At 63.5% G+C, this 16,370-nt stretch carries 15 protein-coding genes, 1 tRNA gene and 1 pseudogene; 6 read left to right on the plus strand and 11 right to left on the minus strand.

Going from position 1 to position 16,370, the window contains the following annotated elements:
* Nucleotides 1-4 precede the first annotated feature (4 nt).
* Together tig and N0B28_RS17445 are read right to left on the minus strand one after the other, a co-directional pair.
* Nucleotides 5-1,315, minus strand: coding sequence for a trigger factor (gene tig / locus N0B28_RS17440; protein ID WP_043864494.1), 1,311 nt, complete (start codon nucleotides 1,313-1,315; stop codon nucleotides 5-7).
* Between the two features lie 263 nt (nucleotides 1,316-1,578).
* Nucleotides 1,579-1,884 carry a DUF6388 family protein gene (locus N0B28_RS17445; protein WP_043864495.1) on the minus strand — a complete coding sequence of 102 codons (306 nt, stop codon included), beginning with the start codon at nucleotides 1,882-1,884 and terminating at the stop codon, nucleotides 1,579-1,581.
* Nucleotides 1,885-2,110: 226 nt separating this feature from the next.
* On the opposite strand from N0B28_RS17445, the gene N0B28_RS17450 reads away from it, so the two are divergent.
* From N0B28_RS17450 to N0B28_RS17460, 3 genes are all read left to right on the plus strand, one after another.
* Entirely contained in the window at nucleotides 2,111-3,940 is a 1,830-nt protein-coding gene (locus tag N0B28_RS17450; RefSeq protein WP_058541306.1) for an SLC13 family permease, read from the plus strand.
* A 143-nt stretch (nucleotides 3,941-4,083) separates the two neighbouring features.
* Nucleotides 4,084-4,602 (plus strand): sigma-70 family RNA polymerase sigma factor, encoded by a 519-nt coding sequence (locus tag N0B28_RS17455; RefSeq protein ID WP_043864497.1) that lies wholly within the window; start codon nucleotides 4,084-4,086, stop codon nucleotides 4,600-4,602.
* Entirely contained in the window at nucleotides 4,599-5,546 is a 948-nt protein-coding gene (locus N0B28_RS17460) for a FecR domain-containing protein (RefSeq protein ID WP_058541307.1), read from the plus strand. The genes N0B28_RS17455 and N0B28_RS17460 overlap by 4 nt, the downstream gene beginning before the upstream one ends.
* A gap of 13 nt (nucleotides 5,547-5,559) precedes the next feature.
* Here the strand turns inward: N0B28_RS17460 and N0B28_RS17465 are convergent, their stop codons facing one another.
* Genes N0B28_RS17465 through N0B28_RS17490 form a run of 6 tightly spaced genes read right to left on the minus strand, consistent with a single transcriptional unit; the run spans nucleotide 5,560 to nucleotide 12,496 of the window.
* Nucleotides 5,560-6,324 (minus strand): ATP-binding cassette domain-containing protein, encoded by a 765-nt coding sequence (locus N0B28_RS17465; protein WP_058541308.1) that lies wholly within the window; start codon nucleotides 6,322-6,324, stop codon nucleotides 5,560-5,562.
* Nucleotides 6,325-7,335, minus strand: coding sequence for an iron ABC transporter permease (locus N0B28_RS17470; protein WP_054915286.1), 1,011 nt, complete (start codon nucleotides 7,333-7,335; stop codon nucleotides 6,325-6,327). It abuts the gene before it with no gap.
* Complete coding sequence (locus N0B28_RS17475; RefSeq protein WP_058541309.1) at nucleotides 7,332-8,114, minus strand: ABC transporter substrate-binding protein; 783 nt, start codon at nucleotides 8,112-8,114, stop codon at nucleotides 7,332-7,334. Before N0B28_RS17475 ends, N0B28_RS17470 begins: the two co-directional genes overlap by 4 nt.
* 50 nt (nucleotides 8,115-8,164) lie before the next feature.
* Nucleotides 8,165-9,109: a ChuX/HutX family heme-like substrate-binding protein gene (locus N0B28_RS17480; RefSeq protein ID WP_058541310.1), complete on the minus strand. Its 945-nt coding sequence runs from the start codon at nucleotides 9,107-9,109 to the stop codon at nucleotides 8,165-8,167.
* A 28-nt stretch (nucleotides 9,110-9,137) separates the two neighbouring features.
* Nucleotides 9,138-10,070, minus strand: coding sequence for a ChaN family lipoprotein (locus N0B28_RS17485; protein ID WP_058541311.1), 933 nt, complete (start codon nucleotides 10,068-10,070; stop codon nucleotides 9,138-9,140).
* 17 nt (nucleotides 10,071-10,087) lie between these two features.
* Nucleotides 10,088-12,496 (minus strand): TonB-dependent receptor, encoded by a 2,409-nt coding sequence (locus N0B28_RS17490; protein ID WP_201023449.1) that lies wholly within the window; start codon nucleotides 12,494-12,496, stop codon nucleotides 10,088-10,090.
* Between the two features lie 268 nt (nucleotides 12,497-12,764).
* Between N0B28_RS17490 and N0B28_RS17495 the strand changes: the two genes are divergently transcribed.
* The 3 genes from N0B28_RS17495 (at nucleotide 12,765) to N0B28_RS17505 (ending at nucleotide 14,511) form a co-directional block, all read left to right on the plus strand.
* On the plus strand, nucleotides 12,765-12,950 hold the full coding sequence (locus tag N0B28_RS17495; RefSeq protein ID WP_054915290.1) for a hypothetical protein: 186 nt from the start codon (nucleotides 12,765-12,767) through the stop codon (nucleotides 12,948-12,950).
* A gap of 100 nt (nucleotides 12,951-13,050) precedes the next feature.
* Entirely contained in the window at nucleotides 13,051-13,443 is a 393-nt protein-coding gene (locus N0B28_RS17500; protein WP_058541313.1) for a RidA family protein, read from the plus strand.
* A complete protein-coding gene (locus N0B28_RS17505; RefSeq protein WP_196932488.1) occupies nucleotides 13,444-14,511 on the plus strand; it encodes an alpha/beta hydrolase in 1,068 nt (355 codons plus the stop codon).
* A gap of 176 nt (nucleotides 14,512-14,687) precedes the next feature.
* Here N0B28_RS17505 and N0B28_RS17510 read toward each other — a convergent pair.
* The 3 genes and pseudogenes from N0B28_RS17510 to N0B28_RS17520 all read right to left on the minus strand — a co-directional run bounded on the left by N0B28_RS17510 (nucleotide 14,688) and on the right by N0B28_RS17520 (nucleotide 16,365).
* Nucleotides 14,688-14,791 (minus strand) — tRNA-OTHER (locus N0B28_RS17510).
* A 475-nt stretch (nucleotides 14,792-15,266) separates the two neighbouring features.
* Nucleotides 15,267-15,758 carry a DUF2514 family protein gene (locus N0B28_RS17515; protein WP_078479631.1) on the minus strand — a complete coding sequence of 164 codons (492 nt, stop codon included), beginning with the start codon at nucleotides 15,756-15,758 and terminating at the stop codon, nucleotides 15,267-15,269.
* Nucleotides 15,755-16,365: pseudogene (locus N0B28_RS17520) on the minus strand (glycoside hydrolase family 19 protein). The gene N0B28_RS17515 and the pseudogene N0B28_RS17520 overlap by 4 nt, the downstream one beginning before the upstream one ends.
* Between the last annotated feature and the right edge of the window lie 5 nt (nucleotides 16,366-16,370).

Consider the following 16,370-nt stretch of genomic DNA (forward strand, 5'->3'; position numbering starts at 1 on the left):
GAAATCAGTCAGCGGCAGGTGCCTGCACCGGCTTGACAGCTTCTTCGTAAGAGACCGATTTGTCGGTCACAGTCGCTTTCTGCAGAACAGTATCCACAACTTGTTCTTCCAGCACAACCGAACGGACTTCGTTCAGCTGCTGGTCGTTCTTGTAGTACCAGGCCACGACTTGCTCAGGCTCCTGGTAGGCCGAGGCCATTTCCTGGATCATTTCGCGAACGCGGTCTTCGTCTGGCTTGAGGTCGAACTGCTTGACCACTTCGGCGACGATCAGGCCCAGCACGACGCGGCGCTTGGCTTGCTCTTCGAACAGCTCGGCCGGCAGTTGCTCAGGCTTGATGTTGCCACCGAACTGCTGAACGGCCTGCACGCGCAGACGGTTCACTTCGTTTTCCAGCAGGGCCTTTGGCACTTCGATCGGGTTGGCAGCCAGCAGGCCGTCCATTACCTGGTTCTTGACCTTGGTCTTGATGGCCTGGCGCAGTTCACGCTCCATGTTCTTGCGAACTTCGGTGCGGAAGCCTTCGATGCCGGTTTCCTTGATGCCGAACTGGGCGAAGAACTCTTCGGTCAGCTCAGGCAGTTTTGGCTCGGAAACGCTGTTGACGGTAACGGTGAACTCGGCGGCTTTGCCAGCCAGGTCCAGGTTCTGATAGTCCTCGGGGAAGGTCAGGTTCAGAACGCGCTCTTCACCGGCCTTGGCGCCGACCAGACCTTCTTCGAAGCCTGGGATCATGCGGCCGGAACCCAGCACCAGCTGGGTGCCCTGGGCCGAACCACCGGCGAACACTTCACCGTCGACCTTGCCGACGAAATCGATGTTCAGCTGGTCTTCGTTCTGGGCAGCACGATCGGTCGCTTCAAAGCGAACGTTCTGCTTGCGCAGCACTTCCAGCATGTTGTCCAGGTCGGCGTCAGCCACTTCGGCGCTCAGGCGCTCGACGTTGATCGACTCGAAACCGGCAACGGTGAACTCAGGGAACACTTCGAAGACGGCAACGTATTCCAGGTCCTTGCCCGCTTCGAGCGACTTCGGCTCGATCGACGGCGAACCGGCCGGGTTCAGCTTCTGCTCGACCACGGCTTCGTAGAAGGAGGACTGGATCACATCGCCTACTGCTTCCTGGCGAGCGTCAGCACCGAAACGGCGCTTGATTTCGCTCATTGGAACTTTGCCTGGACGGAAGCCAGCGATCTTGGCCTTTTGGGCGGTCTGCTGCAGACGCTTGTTGACCTGGCTCTCGATACGCTCAGCCGGCACGGTGACGCTCATGCGGCGCTCGAGAGCGGAAGTATTTTCAACAGAAACTTGCATGGATATTCCTCGTTGCACAGACGTTAGCCGGCGATACCGACTCCAGAATCAAGGGCAAGCATTCTAGTGACTCAAACACCAGAAGTCACCCCGTTCAAATCAAGGAGAACAGGCCGCGGCACATTTGAATTTCGCACAACTGCCCCGAAGCCTCTTGCCCGGGCGCCGGAACCCGCCGTTGAAGGCGTTGCGGCCTGACCGGCGGGCATCCCGATGCCCAGTGGAGGCTATGGAACAGAAACTTTTCAACACACTACCGCGCCTCAGGGCGCAGCATCTTCAATTTCGTTGAACTCGCAGTATTCCTGCCAGCTCAGGCCCAATGCCTCGGCCACTTCGCGGTGCACTTCAAGACGCATCTCGCGCAGTTGTTCGGGCGACTCGGCAATCAACTCCAGGGTCAACTCCCAGGATTGAAGGCCACGCTCCTGCGCCTGGTCATCGAACGCCCACTGGATCTGCTGCTGTTGCTCGTGGGCATTGAGCCCGGCTATCTCTTCGAGCAACTGCGGGTTTGCCTGGGCAAACCGCTCTAGCGCGACCGCCTGGCGTGATTCTTTTGCAATCATGGTGCATTCCTTCCTGCGGCCGATAACCCGGCCACTGCTTCAACCGCCTGAAATCTATCAGCTTTGGCTTATTTGTCACTAGCCAGGGTGACATCGGCGACAGGTGAACAGCAGAATGCCGCGCACCTTAACATCTGGCCCTGTGCCACCCAAGCGCTGCAGCAAATCAACAAACGGCCGCCCGGTTTCTGCCAGACTCACCGGCGTCTTCTTTTCGGATACCTGCATGAATCACGAATTGTTCTGGGTCCTTGGCCTGCTGTTCAGCGCCGTCGCGCTGTTTGTCATCAATCGCCCGCGCATGGACGTGGTGGCGCTGCTGGTGATCGTCGCCCTTCCCCTGCTCGGCATCCTGAGCGTGCAGGAAGCCCTGGCCGGCTTCAGCGACCCCAACGTGGTGCTGATTGCCGCGCTGTTCGTGATCGGCGAAGGGCTGGTGCGCACCGGTATCGCCTACCGCATCGGCGAGTGGATGGCCGAACGCGCCGGCAACAGCGAAACTCGCCTGATCGTGCTGCTGATGGTGTCGGTGGCAGGCCTGGGCTCGGTGATGAGTTCGACCGGCGTGGTGGCGATCTTCATCCCGGTAGTGCTGAGCATCGCCGCACGCATGAAGGTGTCGCCCAGCCGCCTGATGATGCCACTGGCCTTCGCCGGGCTGATCAGCGGCATGCTCAGCCTGGTGGCCACGCCCCCCAACGTGGTGGTGCACAGCGAGCTGGTACGCCACGGGGAAACCGGTTTCAGCTTTTTCAGCTTCACCCCTTTCGGCCTGGTGATCCTGGTGCTGGGGGTGGGCTACATGCTGCTGACGCGCAACTGGCTGGGCAGCGCGACGCGCAAGGACGGCAGCACCGAAACCCGCCGCACCCTGCTCGACCTGATCATCGACTACAAGCTGGCCGGGCGTGAACGACGCCTGCGGGTCAGGCCCCATTCGCCGCTGATCGGCCACAGCCTGAGCGAGCTGAAGCTGCGCACCGAGCACGGTGCCAACGTGGTCGGCATCGAGCGCCAGCACAAGTTCAGCACCCGCGTGATCAGCCCCGACTCCAGTACCCTGGTGCACGAAGGCGACGTGCTGCTGCTTGACCTGTTCTCGCCCAAGGACGACCTGCGCAGCCTGTGCCAGACCATGCGCCTGGAGCCTCTGCACTTCAAGGCCGCCTACTTCATCGACCAGTCGCGCGAAGTGGGCATGGCCGAAGTGGCGCTGCCACCGGGCTCGCAGTTGATCGGCAAGAACCTGCTGGAGCTGACGTTCCGCAGCCGCTGGGGGCTGAACGTGGTGGGCCTGCGTCGCGACCAGGCGGCCATCGACGAGCAACTGGTGGAAGAAAAGCTCAAGCTGGGCGACACCCTGCTGGTGATCGGCACCTGGAAGGCGATTCGCCAGCTGCAGACGCAACCGCGGGACTTTCTGGTGCTGAGCCTGCCGGCGGAAGTGGACAACGTGGCCCCGGCCCTGAATCAGGCGCCTTATGCGCTGATCAGCCTGGCGGTGATGGTGGGCCTGATGATCAGTGGCCTGGTGCCCAACGTGATCGCCGCGCTGATCGGCTGCCTGCTGATGGGCGCCAGCCGCTGCATCGACATGGAGAGCGCCTACCGGGCGATCCACTGGCAGAGCCTGATACTGATCGTGGGCATGCTGCCCTTTGCCCTGGCGTTGCAGAAAACCGGAGGCATCGCCCTGGCGGTTGACGGCCTGGTGGGCGTGCTGGGCGGTGCCGGGCCCTACGTGATCCTCGCCACGCTGTTTGCGATCACGGCGCTGATCGGGCTGTTCATTTCCAACACCGCAACAGCGGTACTGATGGCGCCGGTTGCGATCACCACCGCACAGCAACTGGGCGCATCGCCCTACCCGTTCGCCATGATCGTGGCGCTGGCCGCATCCGCCGCATTCATGACGCCGGTGTCGTCGCCGGTGAACACCCTGGTGCTGGGGCCGGGGCAGTATCGCTTCGCCGACTTTGTGAAGGTGGGGGTACCGTTCACGATCCTGGTGATGATTGTGAGCGTGCTGATGGTGCCGTGGATTTTTGCTCTGTAGACGGCGATGCTGCCTTCGCCGGCCATGCCGGCTCCTGCAGGAGCCGGTTTGGCGGCCACAACTCACTAACAATAACAATTATCATTTGAGAAATAATCTCGTTATACTCCGCAACCTCATCAGCCCTGCACCGATCGCACTCGATGGAATCCAGCCCACACGCCCCTGCCAGCGCCCATGCGTACCTGCAGACGCTGTACACCGATCACCATCGCTGGCTACGCCAATGGCTGCGCAACCGAATGGGTTGCCCGGAGTCGGCGGCTGACCTGGCCCAGGACACGTTCCTGAGCATCCTGGCCTCCAAGGACCTGTTCAGCATCCGCGAGCCGCGCTCGTTCCTGTCCACCGTGGCGCGGCGCCTGATGGCGAACGTACACCGGCGCCGACTGGTGGAGCAGGCCTATCTCGAAGCCCTGGCCAACCTGCCCGAAGCCGTGGAGCCCTCGCCCGAGGTGCGCACCCTGGCCCTTGAAGCCCTGACCCTGCTGGACAGGCTGCTCGACGAACTGCCGGCCAAGGTCCGCGAAGCGTTTCTGCTGTCGCACCTGCAGGGTCTGAAAATCGCCGAGATCGCCGAGCGCCTGCAAGTCAGCACTCGCTCGGTGAAGCTGTACCTGGTGCGCGCCAACCAGCACTGTTTTTTTGCGCAACTGCCATGAGCACACCGCAACCGGCCTTCAAGCCCCGCACCACCCGTGAGGCTGCCCACTGGCTGACCCTGTGGATGGACGGCGACCTGCCGCCCGAGCAGGCCCAGGCCTTTGCACGCTGGCGCGCCGCCGACCCGGACAACGAACGCGCCTGGCTGCATATAGAAAGCCTGCGCGGTCGCCTGGCCGGGCTGGAGCCCACCGCCGGCTACCGCAGCCTCAGTCACGGCGGCAGCAGTCGTCGGAGGGTGGTCAAGGCATTGCTGCTGCTTGCCCTGGCCGGCGGCACCGGCGGCCTGGCCTACCGCGAGCCCTGGCGCAGCGGTGCGGGCCTGGCCTACCACAATGGCGCCAGCGCCCCTCGACACATTACCCTGGCCGATGGCAGCCAGCTGACCCTGGATGCCGACAGCACGGTGGAGGTGGACTTCACCCCCACCCAGCGCACCCTGCACCTGCGCAGTGGGCGGCTGCTGATCAGTACCGGGCATGATGACGCGCAGCGCCCCTTCAGCGTGAAGACCGCCCAGGGCAGCGTCCTCGCGCTGGGCACCCGGTTCGTGGTGCAGGTGCAGCCCGAGCGCACCGATGTGCAACTGTTCGAAGGCGCGCTGAAACTCAGCCCGCTGCACACCACGCCACAGCGGCTCAGTGCCGGTGAGCGCACACGCTTTACTGCCATGCGCATCGACGACAGCACCCGGGTGGGCCGCGAGCCTTCATGGGGCGTAGGTGCACTGGAGGCCGACGACATGCGCCTGGGGCACTTCATTGCCGAACTGTCGCGCTATCGCCCCGGCCTGTTGCGCTGCACCAGTGAAGTGGCCGACCTGCGCATCTCGGGGGTCTACCCGCTGGCCGACAGCGATGCGGTACTCGACGCGCTGACCCAGTCGCTGCCGGTCAGCATCAACCGGCGCTCACGCTACTGGGTCACGGTCAGCGCCCGCTGAGGGAACTGGCCATTCAGCACGCCAGCTCGATGCCCACCGCGTGGCCGGGCCCCGCCGTTACACTGACCTGAGCCCCGAACACCGTCTCGATGGTATGTGCATTCAGTACCTGTGCGGGCGTCCCGCTGGCGCACAACCGGCCCTTTTCCATCAGCCACAGCCGGTCGCAGTAGCGCGCCGCCAGGTTGAGATCATGCAGCACGCACACCACCGCGATATGTGGCACGCGGGCCAGCCGGCGCAACAGGCGCATCAGATTCTGCTGCTGGCCGATATCCAGCGCGCTGGTGGGCTCGTCGAGCAGCAGCAGGCGCGGCGCCTGGCCCTCGGTGGGGCCCGCAGGGCTGATGGCCAACTGGTTCAGCGCGCGGGCGATGGTCACCCGCTGCAACTCGCCGCCCGACAGCGACAGCACGCCGCGGTCGAGCAGATGAGTGATGTCCATGGCCTCGACGATGCCGGCGCACGGCAACCCCGCATGCCCCTGGCCCAGCTGGATGAATTCGCCGACCTGCCAGTCGAACGCACTGTCCATGTGCTGGGTGACCAGGGCACGGTTGCGCGCCAGCTGGCGCGGTGAATAGGCGCTCAACGGCTGATCGAGCAGCCGCACTTCGCCGCAGTCGGGCGTGATATAGCCGGAGATCAGCGACAACAATGTGCTTTTGCCTGCGCCGTTGGGGCCGATCAGCCCCAGTAGCTGGCCGCCCTGTATGGCCTCGGTGACCGGGCTGAGGGCAAATGGCCGATGCAGGCCGACAGCGAGAAGATCGAGCATTCAGAACTCCCGGACCTTGCGGCCCAGCAACAACCAGAGAAAGTACGGCCCGCCGATCACGCTGGTGACCAGGCCGACCGGAATCTCGGCAGGGCTGACCAGGCTGCGCGCCAGGGTGTCGGCAAGCAGCAGCAGAATCGCCCCGCACAGCATCGAGGCCGGAATCAGCAGACGGTGGCCCGGCCCGAAGTACAGGCGCAGGCAGTGCGGCACCAGCAGGCCGATGAAGCCGATGATGCCAGTGAGTGCGACGCACAGGCCCACGCCCAGCGAGGAGGCCAGCACAATGCGATTTTTCAGGCGCTCGGCATTGAGCCCCGCCGCATGGGCAGACACCTCACCCAACTGGAACAGGTCCAGGTCGGCGGCGCTGCGCACCAGCACCAGCAAGGTCAACGGCAACACCACCAGCGCTACGCTCAGGGTCGACCACTCGGCACTGCCCAGGCTGCCCATGCCCCACAGGCTCAATTGGCGCAACTGTTCTTCGCTGGCCATGAAGGTCAGCATGCCGCCCACCGCGCCGGTCAGGGTATTGATCACCAGGCCGGCCAACAGCAGGGTGATGGTCGATTCACGACCTTTGTAGCCGCGCCCGATGCGGAAGATCACCAGCGTTACCAGCAACGCCCCGACAAACCCGGCCAGAAACTGCCCATACAGCTCCAGGCCGGCAAAACGCCCATTGAACAGCACGATCCAGATCGACACCGCCAACCCCGCACCGCTGGCCTGGCCCAGCAGCGTGGGGTCGGCCAGCGGGTTGCGAAACAGCCCCTGCATGGCGGTGCCGCCTGCTGCCAGGGTCGAGCCCACCAGCACCGCCAGCAGCAGCCGCGGCAGGCGTACCTCGCTCCACACTTGCCATTCCAGCGGCGCGGGCAGATGGCCCAGCAGGATGCGCGGCGACAGGCCGATGCTGCCCACCAGCGAGCACAGCGCCAGCAAGGCGCACAGGCCGGCCAGCATCAGCAACAGCGTGGGCAATGAGCGGGTGTGCGAGCGCGTCATGGGAACAGCGCCCCGGCATCACGGCGCAGTTGCAGCATGGCCGCCACGGTGCGCGGGCCCAGGTTGAGCAGCGCCTGATCGTCCACCTGCACCAGGCGCCGGTGCTGACCGGCCGGGGTCAGCGCCAGGCCGCCGAGCTTCCACAGGTTGTCCTCGCCGCCCAGGGCCTGCAACCCGGCGCGGCTGATGATCACGAAATCCGGTGCAAGCGACACCATCGCTTCGGCCGCCACCTGCTTGTAGGCACTGAACGGCGCGCAGTTCTCGATGCCCGCCTGCTCCAGTGCGGCATGGGCTTCGGTGCCGCGCCCCATGATCAGCGGGATCATGCCCGCTCGATTGAAGATGAACAGCGCCCTGGGGCCCTTGAGCGGCGCCAGTGCAGCCAGCTCGGCGGCCAGACGCTGCTGCTCTGCAACCAGCGGCTGGCTCAGGGCTTCACGGTCGAAGGCCTTGGCCACCTGTTCTATCTTGCGCGGGATATCGGCGATGCGCTTGCCCCTGGGCACTTCGATGACCTCGACGCCCACGGTATCCAGCTGGCGCAGCACCACGGCCGGACGCGCCGCATCGCTGAGCACCACCCGCCGCGGATGCAGGCTCAGGATGCCTTCGGACGACAACTGGCGCAGATAGCCCACCGACGGCAGGCGAGCCACTTCGGGTGGGTAGTGACTGGAATCGTCACGCCCCACCAACCGCGAAGTGGCCTGCAACTGCGCGGCAATCTCGGCCAGGTCGTTGCCGATGACCAATGTGTCGGCCTGATCGGCATGCACGGGCGCTGTACCTATTAAAAGAAGCAGGCACACACTCAGCAGCCGAGCGCTCATTGCCCCGCCTCCAACCGATCGAGCAACTCGCGCCAGGCTGGCTGTTCGGGCTGCCCGGCAGGGCGACGCCCGAACAGTTGCACGATCAGGCGCTGCTCGGCATCGAAGATCTCCAGGCTGTTGACCCCGCCTACGGCATTGGGTTTGTACACGCGCCAGGCTTCGGCTTCGACGGTGTCACGTATGCCGAAACGGGTTGGTGCGGCGTCACCATCACCCGGCATGTCGAACACCAGGCTGTCGCCCTGCCGCGTGGCGCCGTCGAGCTTGCCGGTGTAGATCTGCGTGGAGCCGGGGCTATAGATGAAGACCATCAGTTCCAGCCCGCTGTCGGCCAGTTGCCCGAGCAGCGCCGCAGTGCCCGCGCTGCCGATACGCCGGGCAAACTGCGGGGCCACGCCCTGGTTGCCCTGATAGCGGGTCAGGCCATGGCGCTTGAGCAGCGCGAAGTGGTCATGCACATCCCCCATCGCTGCCCAGTCGTCGACCAACCCGGCGACCTGTACATCAGTTTTGACCAGCGCCTCGCGCGGTGTGAAGTGCGGGTGCTCCAGGCTGCCCTGGGCATACAGCTCGGCCCACGCCTGCAGGTTCGAGCCGGGTAGCGACGCCAAGCGCAACAGCGGCGCGGCATGCCGGTCGAACACCCGCAGCTCGAAATCACCAGCGGCCTGGCCACGGGTGAGGCACAGCCAGTGCCAGGCGCGCAGGTTCAGGCGCAGGTCCAGGCCATCTTCGCCAAGCACCAGACCGACCTGGGCAACATCGTCCGACCGTGGGAAGCGCCCCACCTGGTCGAGGAATGCATGACTGGCCTGGGTCATGACCCTCAGCGGGCCAAGGTGATACAGCCGGGCCGCCACTTCGGCGGCAGGCAGGGCGAGGCTGAGGCAGTCATGCCCAAGGCGTTGGCGGAGGTCGCTGGCAGTAATAGCAGGCATGTGGGGATTCCTTGTGAGCAGAAAAGGTTCAGTGAAGGGGTGGCTGCAAGGGTGCGTCGCAGCTGGCAGCCGCCGGGGCAAGCGCAACGCCGTCGCCGTCCTGGCTGGGCAACAGCCACACGAAGTCGGCATCCTGCACGGCTGGGGCCTGGCCCTCCTCCCCCAGCACCAGCACCTTCAAACCGGGATCGCGCGCGCCATGCCTGAGGTACTGGGGCGCGCCCTGGGACTTGAGGGTGTGCAGCACACCGGCGAACAACAGGCGCGGGGCCGGCGCGGCGTCGAGCACCTGGGCCATGCGCCGGTCGCGACCGTGCTGAATGGCGAGCATGGCGTTCAGTCGCGGCAGGTCGATCTCGCCACAGTGCATCTGCACGATGCGCTGACGCTGCACCTCGGCGATTGCCGCTTGCGGAAACAGGCTGGCCGCATCCGCGGGCGCGTCGGCTGCCACCTGCTTGCGTTCGCGGGAAGACAGGTTGCCGGCCAGCACCGGTGCCGGGGCCTGCATCAGTGCCTGCATCAACGGGCCGTATTGCTCCCAGCTCCAGCGCTCATCCCACTGCATGATCTTGCGCAGACGCGCCAGCCGCACGCGGTTGCCTGCGCCCAGCCACGCCTGCACATCGCCAACCGGGCGCTGCTGATCGCTATCGAGCATCTCGAGCACCACGGCGCCTTGCTGGCGCCGCTCGGCCAGGCCGGTGGCCAGCCACTGCTCGATCAGGTGATGAGCCACGTTGTCGTGGGTCTCCCCCACCATCACCGTGGGGGCTTGCGCCAGTACGTCGAGCAATTGCCCGGCATCGATCTGCTGGCCGCTGCGCACATCAACGATCGCGCCCCAGCCGGGGATGTTGGCTTCGACACGGGCATAGGCGGTCTGGGCCGGCGGCGCATTGACCGTGGCGCAGCCGACGAGCAGGGCAAGGCACGCCCCAAGCAGGCAGTTCGTGTACATGAGAGGGTCCTGTGGGGTCAGTATTCGAACGTGACCCCGAACGAGGTGGTACGCCCACGCCCGGTACCGCGGTCCAGTGAGGCGGACATGATCGAGTCCACCGAGGCGTTGTAGCTGTAGGTCTTGTTCTCCACGTTCTCGACGTTGAAGAACAGGCTGACGTTCTGCTGCACCTGCCAGCTGCCGTAAAGGTCCCAGATCACGCCGGTAGACTGTGTCTTCCTGGTTTCGTACCAGTCCCAGCTTTCTTCGGCAGGGCCGGAGTACTCGCCGCGGGCGCCGAGCACCACGCGCTCGTCGAACCAGCGCGTGCCCAGGTCGAGGGTCCAGTAGCGGTCGGGCTGGCTGTTGATGTCTTCGAGTTCGATGCCCGAGGTGGTCGGCGCCTTGGTGGTGGCGCGGGTCCAGGAGAGGTTGGCGTAGACGAAGCCTGCGTCGTAGCGGCCCTCGATCTCGTAACCGCTCATGCGCACCTGCTCGGGCCAGTTGACCCAGTTGGCCTTGGCCGAGTATTCGCCGTCGTCATCGACGATGTCGAACGACTGCGGGGTGATATAGCCGTCGAACTTGCTGATGAAGCGGTTGACCTTGAGCTGGGCGTAGTCGTTGTTGCTGAACAGCCCGGCGCGACTGAGATTGAAGCCGAACTCGTAGTTGGTGGAGCGCTCCTGGCGCAGGTACGGGTTGGCCCCTACGCCGTCGGCATCGCTGGCGTCGGCGGTCATCGGCACCTTCTCGAAGAACATCTCCTGCACCCGCGGTGCACGCGAGGTGCGCGACCAGCTGGTATAGAGCTGCATCCAGTCATAGGGCTTTACGGCAAAGCCGATACGCGGGTTGAAGCTGTGCTCGCGGCGGGTGATGTCCACATCGCCCCCGCCGATACCCGCGCACTCGCGCAAAATCGAGCACTTGGGCACGTGGCCGCTGACCTTGTAGCCGTCGTAGTGCATGCCCAGGGTCATGGCATAGATGTCATAGTCCAGCTCCAGGGTACTGAACAGGCTTTCGGTCTGCTGCTTGCCTTCGGGGTTGGCCCCGCGTTTTTCCGGCGTGTCGGCAACGAAGTCGTCGGTGTAGTAGCGCATGCCGTTGCTCCAGCTCGCTTCCACCGGGCCGAGGTTGAAACGGCTGAGGTTGGTGAAGTCGAAACCGTGGGCATCGTCGTGGGTCTTGCGGCCGATGAAGGTGGATTCCTCCACCGGCGGGTAATCGAGCTGGGTCTTGTTCTGGTAGGCGTTGACCGTCAGGTTCACCCATTCGTTGTAGGGCGTGTAGGCGTACTTGGCGCGGTAGGTTTCGTTGCGCAGTTCCCATGGGTAGTTGTGGTAGAACTCGTTGCGGTACTGCACGCCGCTGAGGTCCAGGCGGTGCAGGTCGTTGGGCTGCAGGCGCACCTTGAGCAGGCCCGAGCGCGGGCTCTGCTTGGTGGTGTCGTAGTGGTTTTCCTGGCCGGAGCTGGTCTTGTATTCGCCGGTTTGCGAACTGCTGGCGGCGGCGACGATGCCGTACACGCCCTCGCTATCCTCGGGACGGGTTCGTGCGCCGGCGGCGAGCATGCGCGTGTTGCCGTAACCGTTGTTGCCGGTGCGGTAGGTGCTGCGCACACCCACGCGGTGGTCGGGCTTGACGATGTCGTCGATATCGAAGGTGCGGAAGTTGGCGGTGCCCCCCAGGGTATTGGCCCCTTCGGCGCCGTCCACCGCGCCGCGCTGCACATCGACACCGGCCAGCAGGTTGGGGTCGACGAAGGCCATCGGCCCGCCCGAACCGTGACCGGCGTTGTTGCGGAAGGTCTGGGTCACGCCGTCGATCATGGTGTTGACCCGCCCCAGGCCCGACAGCCCGCGGATGTTCACCGAAACCCCGGGCTGGCTGCGTGAATGCAGGGTGTAGGTACCGGGCATGGAACGCACCAGGCTGTTGAGGTCCTGGCGTTCGGCGTGCACTTCGCGGCTGCTGCGGATCACGCCCGGGCGCTCGCCCAGTGCGTTGACCAGCGTGGGGCCCACCTCCAGCGCGCTGCGGCTCTGTTCATCGGCGCGCAGCACGAAGCTCTTGTCCTTGAGCTGCACGATGCGCAGCCCGGTACCCATCAGCAGCAGGTCGAAGGCTTCCTTGCGGTTGTACTCGCCATCCAGGCCCTGGGTCTGGCGCTTGTCGGTCAGCTCCGGGGAAAAGGTCAGCATCACGCCGGTGGCGCCCGCCAACTGATTGAGTGCGGGCGCCAGCGGGCCTGCCGCAATCTGGTAATGCTTGCGTACAGCTGCGTGCTGAGCGGTGGGCGCCTCCATGGGCGCCGCCATTGCAACGCTGGCACCACTGACGGCAAGCGCCAGCACAGTAAGCGCGCCCTGCGCCGCCTTGAAAACACGGTGCCTGTCGGGCTGCTGGCCTGGATTTACGGTCGGCGCGATGCGTTTCACGTGAAGCTCCCTGGAACGTTGCAATGGTCTTGCAATAGAGGTCACGTGAGGCAGGCAAAAAGGGAAATGAAAATCAGTATTATTTTTAAAATCATTCATCAGCATGCGCGCGGATAAATGTTGGAACAGTTCTGCCCGTGGTGTTCACGCGCCTACGGCGCAAAGGACGCTATGCTTGCAGGGCCTTCCGTTGACGAACGGTGCCACAGCACCCGCACACGGAACGGCCGACTCGAGTGGCAGGGAGGCCGTGATAAAGGAACCGCACATGGAAAAATACCGATTGGCCGCTGCGCAGCTCGACGAGAGCCTCAGCAGAATTCGCGAACAACGCGATCACCTCCTCGCACTGGGGGAGGCGGAGCAAGCCGCTCCACTCACCAGAATCCTCAACATCGTTCGACTGGAGCTTGAGCTGTCACCGGTAGGTGGGCCCAAGGCGACCAGGCATTGACGCGAGGGCACTGAAACGCGAAAGCCACCTTGATAGGTGGCTTTTCTGTTCTATAGAGTGGCGCGTCGCTTGATAGCCCTACTCCCCTGGACCCTGCCCCATGACTGATCGCCAGATTATCGTCCCCGACGAGATGAAATTGCTTTGCGAGCGTGCTGGTTATGCCCCCGCGGTAAAGGTGGGCAGAACCCTGTACTGCGCCGGGCAGGTGGGTCGAACGCCGGAGCTGGAGGTGATTGAAGACCCGGAGCAGCAGTTTCTGGCGGCCTGGGAAAACCTTCGCCTCGTGCTCGCGGCGGGCGGTTGCGGGTTTGACGACGTGGTCGAAATGACGACCTATCACATCGACATGCAACGCCATATGCCGCTGTTCAGGAGCGTGAAGGACAAGGTCTTTCCAAGGGGCACCTGTGCATGGACCTGCATAGGCGTCAGCGAACTCGCCCGACCAGGGTTGCTGGTGGAGATCAAGTGCATTGCGGTGCAGCGGTAGGTGTTCAGTGCCGAGCAGAACGATGCAGGGACACATTCGAGCAAGTTCATGAACAGAAAAAAACTCAGCAAAGCAGCAATCGGGCTAGGAGGCCTGATAGCAATCGGTGTTTTCATGGTCGTTCGATTGCAAGACTTTGATCTCGGCGAACGCCCCGCCCACACAATTCGATTCAGTCATCTCAGTGATCAACTAGAGGGCACGCTCCTCCTGCCTAACGGGAAACAGTCCCCTCCCGTCGCATTGATTGTTCACGGGGATGGCGCGCAGAACAGTTGGTCAGACGACGGTTATGCGCCCCTGGTGAATCACTTGCTGGATCAAGGTATTGCCGTATTCTCGTGGGACAAGCCGGGCGTGGGTGCCAGCCAGGGCAACTGGCTAGCGCAGGTCATGGACGACCGCGCAGCAGAAGCAGCAGCTGCACTGAAGCGGCTGAGGAGCGAGCCCGCCCTCGCTGACAGCCCGATGGGATTCCTAGGATTTTCACAGGCAGGCTGGGTGGTGCCGCAAGCGAGCAAATGGGCGCATGCAGATTTTGCGGTGTTGGTAGGGCCTGCAATCAACTGGCGCGACCAAGGGCTTTACTACATGCGTCAAAGACTCTTGGCACAACAGGTACCACCGAGTGAGATCAATGACGCAGAACGTCATGAGGCCTCCCTGTTTGATACCCGATTCACGCCAAAGGAAGCCGTCAGGCTGTGCGACTCCTCCTGCACACGACATGATTTCGAGCGGCGTAATTCCCAGGCGGATGCCCGGCAAGCGATTTCAAGCATGCACACGCCGGTGATGATTCTGATGGGTGAAACGGACAGGAACGTCAGCCCGGACGAGAGCTTGGCCGTCTGGTCTGAACGGCTCCCCAAGCAAACACATAGATGTATTCGCAAAATCCCGTCTGCGACGCATGGCCTGCTCCGCAGCACATGGTTCGATTATCAACTGACCAGCCAGTGGCCATGGTATTCCAAAGCCGTTTTCCTTATGTACGGGCGCGACGCGTATGCACCGAACGCATTGTCGTCCATATCTTCGTGGGTGCTCGATCGCAAGTGCGGATAGGCTGAGTTAAGCATGCAGTGCCCACGAACGCAGTGAAGCGCTGAAATGTCGAGCCCGGAAACGAAAAAAGGCAGCCATCAAGGCTGCCTTTCTCGTTTGCTCATTTCCAAAGTGTTCCCAAACGACTCCATTTTCAGAGCTTTCCGGGAAAACGCCTTTAGAAACAGACGCTTAGATGGTGCGGACGAAGAGACTCGAACTCTTACAGCTTGCGCCGCTGGAACCTAAATCATGAGGGTCTACATTTAGCTCTTTAAATTCAACAGGTTACGACGCCCGCACTAGTCAATCCTGTTCAAATAGTCCCGCTCTGTGTCACATCACACCGCGTGTGCAGCACAATCCTGTCACACCACCATCTCCCGCGTTCTGCCGACTGATTCCGTCCGTCTATATAGCTACCCACAGGTGGGCTTGCCGCTACCCTGTATCACCTGTGCGCCGCCGGGATTATCCTGCGGATAGTCGCCAAACAAGCCCAGCGCCCAGGCCTCTTCGTGCTCTATCAGCGCCCAAAGCCGCGCCGCCTCGACAAGCTCAGCATTTCGCCCATCTCCTCGATGGACACCTCAGCCCGCTGATAGCAGTCGTAGGCCATCTGCCTGAGCACGGCAACTCGCGCCTCTGGATCTGTGATCAGTGGCTCGCGGTCATCGAGTGCGGTTACCCAGGCTGGAGGGTATGGGAGTGGCATGGCCGATACTGTATGTAAAACCAGTATCGTATAGCCCGTCATGGCCTCAGGCAATCACCGGTCAGCGGTGCGTTCTCGTGCCGTCCATGATCGATTCCCACGCTAGCCCAGCTATTCGGCTTCGCTCAAGCGCTGCTGCGCAGCTGCCCGCCATTCGGTCAGCGTCTTCAAGCAATCCCCCGAGCACCACGACGGCAGAGGCTCCTGTCTGGCGCTGCTGGGCAGCGTTGGCATTGCAGGTGGCTGAATGCCCTGCGCGCAGCCGGCTGATTTCCCCGCGCAGCCCACCAGCAGCAGCGCGAGCCGCCGCCAGTTCAAACTGTTTCCTCGCATTGCTCTCCTCCTCATCCACCACCGCCTGCCGGCGAAGCTCTTCTTTTCTGGCCACCTGCTCAGCCAGGGCCCAAGCCTGTTTGTCCCCGGCATCGCGCGCAGCCCAACTGCCCCGCCACTCGGTGTCCATCGTCGTACGCCCATGCTCATAGGCACCCCAGTACGACACCAGCACTAGGGCGAGACACACCGCCGCGCCGGCGGTGCGCCACCCGATCACGCCAACACCTTCAGTGCCCGCTCGTATAGAGCCACCCGATCAGCCTGGCCATTGAGGCCGCCGTTGATCTTGCGAGTGATAGCCTCGAACTTTCCGGCGTCCGCCAGCTCGTTCAGTCGGTTCTGCGACCACCACCACGCGGCCGACTGGCAGGCAAATTCAGGCTGCTCCAGAAGCTTAGGCTTATCGACCAGGGGCAGGCCCAGCTCGTCAGCGGCGGCGCGGTAGTTCGACCGGCCGGTGAGCTGGATCAGCCCGCGGCCTCGGTACCGCCAACCATCGCCCGATGACTCGGGGCCGTTCGCCATGCGATCGGCATATACCTTGTTCGCGATCTTCTCAGGCTGCCGGGCATAGGCGGCGCTCGACAGCGCGGTGAACCGGGTGGGCCAGGTCCGCGCCAGTGCATCGGCGCTGTAGTTCAAGTTCTCCACCAGGCTACGCAGGTGGCCTGTTCGTGACCGACTTGGGCAAGGAACGCCGCGGTGCGCAGCCGGCTGTTGATCTTGAAGCGAGCCATTGCCCGGTTTAGAGCAGGCAAAAAAATGCCCGCTACCGGGCGGGCACTGGGAAGGATCTGCAGCAACTGCCGCTCGGTGATCGGCATAGGCA

Source organism: Pseudomonas sp. SD17-1 (assembly GCF_029201585.1).
Classification (GTDB): Bacteria; Pseudomonadota; Gammaproteobacteria; order Pseudomonadales; family Pseudomonadaceae; genus Aquipseudomonas; species Aquipseudomonas palmensis.

Coding starts and splice junctions, on each gene's coding strand:
- tig (WP_043864494.1), bottom strand. CDS start 1,315: ATGCAAGTTTCTGTTGAAAATACTTCCGCTCTCGAGCGCCGCATGAGC.
- N0B28_RS17445 (WP_043864495.1), bottom strand. CDS start 1,884: ATGATTGCAAAAGAATCACGCCAGGCGGTCGCGCTAGAGCGGTTTGCC.
- N0B28_RS17450 (WP_058541306.1), top strand. CDS start 2,111: ATGAATCACGAATTGTTCTGGGTCCTTGGCCTGCTGTTCAGCGCCGTC.
- N0B28_RS17455 (WP_043864497.1), top strand. CDS start 4,084: ATGGAATCCAGCCCACACGCCCCTGCCAGCGCCCATGCGTACCTGCAG.
- N0B28_RS17460 (WP_058541307.1), top strand. CDS start 4,599: ATGAGCACACCGCAACCGGCCTTCAAGCCCCGCACCACCCGTGAGGCT.
- N0B28_RS17465 (WP_058541308.1), bottom strand. CDS start 6,324: ATGCTCGATCTTCTCGCTGTCGGCCTGCATCGGCCATTTGCCCTCAGC.
- N0B28_RS17470 (WP_054915286.1), bottom strand. CDS start 7,335: ATGACGCGCTCGCACACCCGCTCATTGCCCACGCTGTTGCTGATGCTG.
- N0B28_RS17480 (WP_058541310.1), bottom strand. CDS start 9,109: ATGCCTGCTATTACTGCCAGCGACCTCCGCCAACGCCTTGGGCATGAC.
- N0B28_RS17485 (WP_058541311.1), bottom strand. CDS start 10,070: ATGTACACGAACTGCCTGCTTGGGGCGTGCCTTGCCCTGCTCGTCGGC.
- N0B28_RS17495 (WP_054915290.1), top strand. CDS start 12,765: ATGGAAAAATACCGATTGGCCGCTGCGCAGCTCGACGAGAGCCTCAGC.
- N0B28_RS17500 (WP_058541313.1), top strand. CDS start 13,051: ATGACTGATCGCCAGATTATCGTCCCCGACGAGATGAAATTGCTTTGC.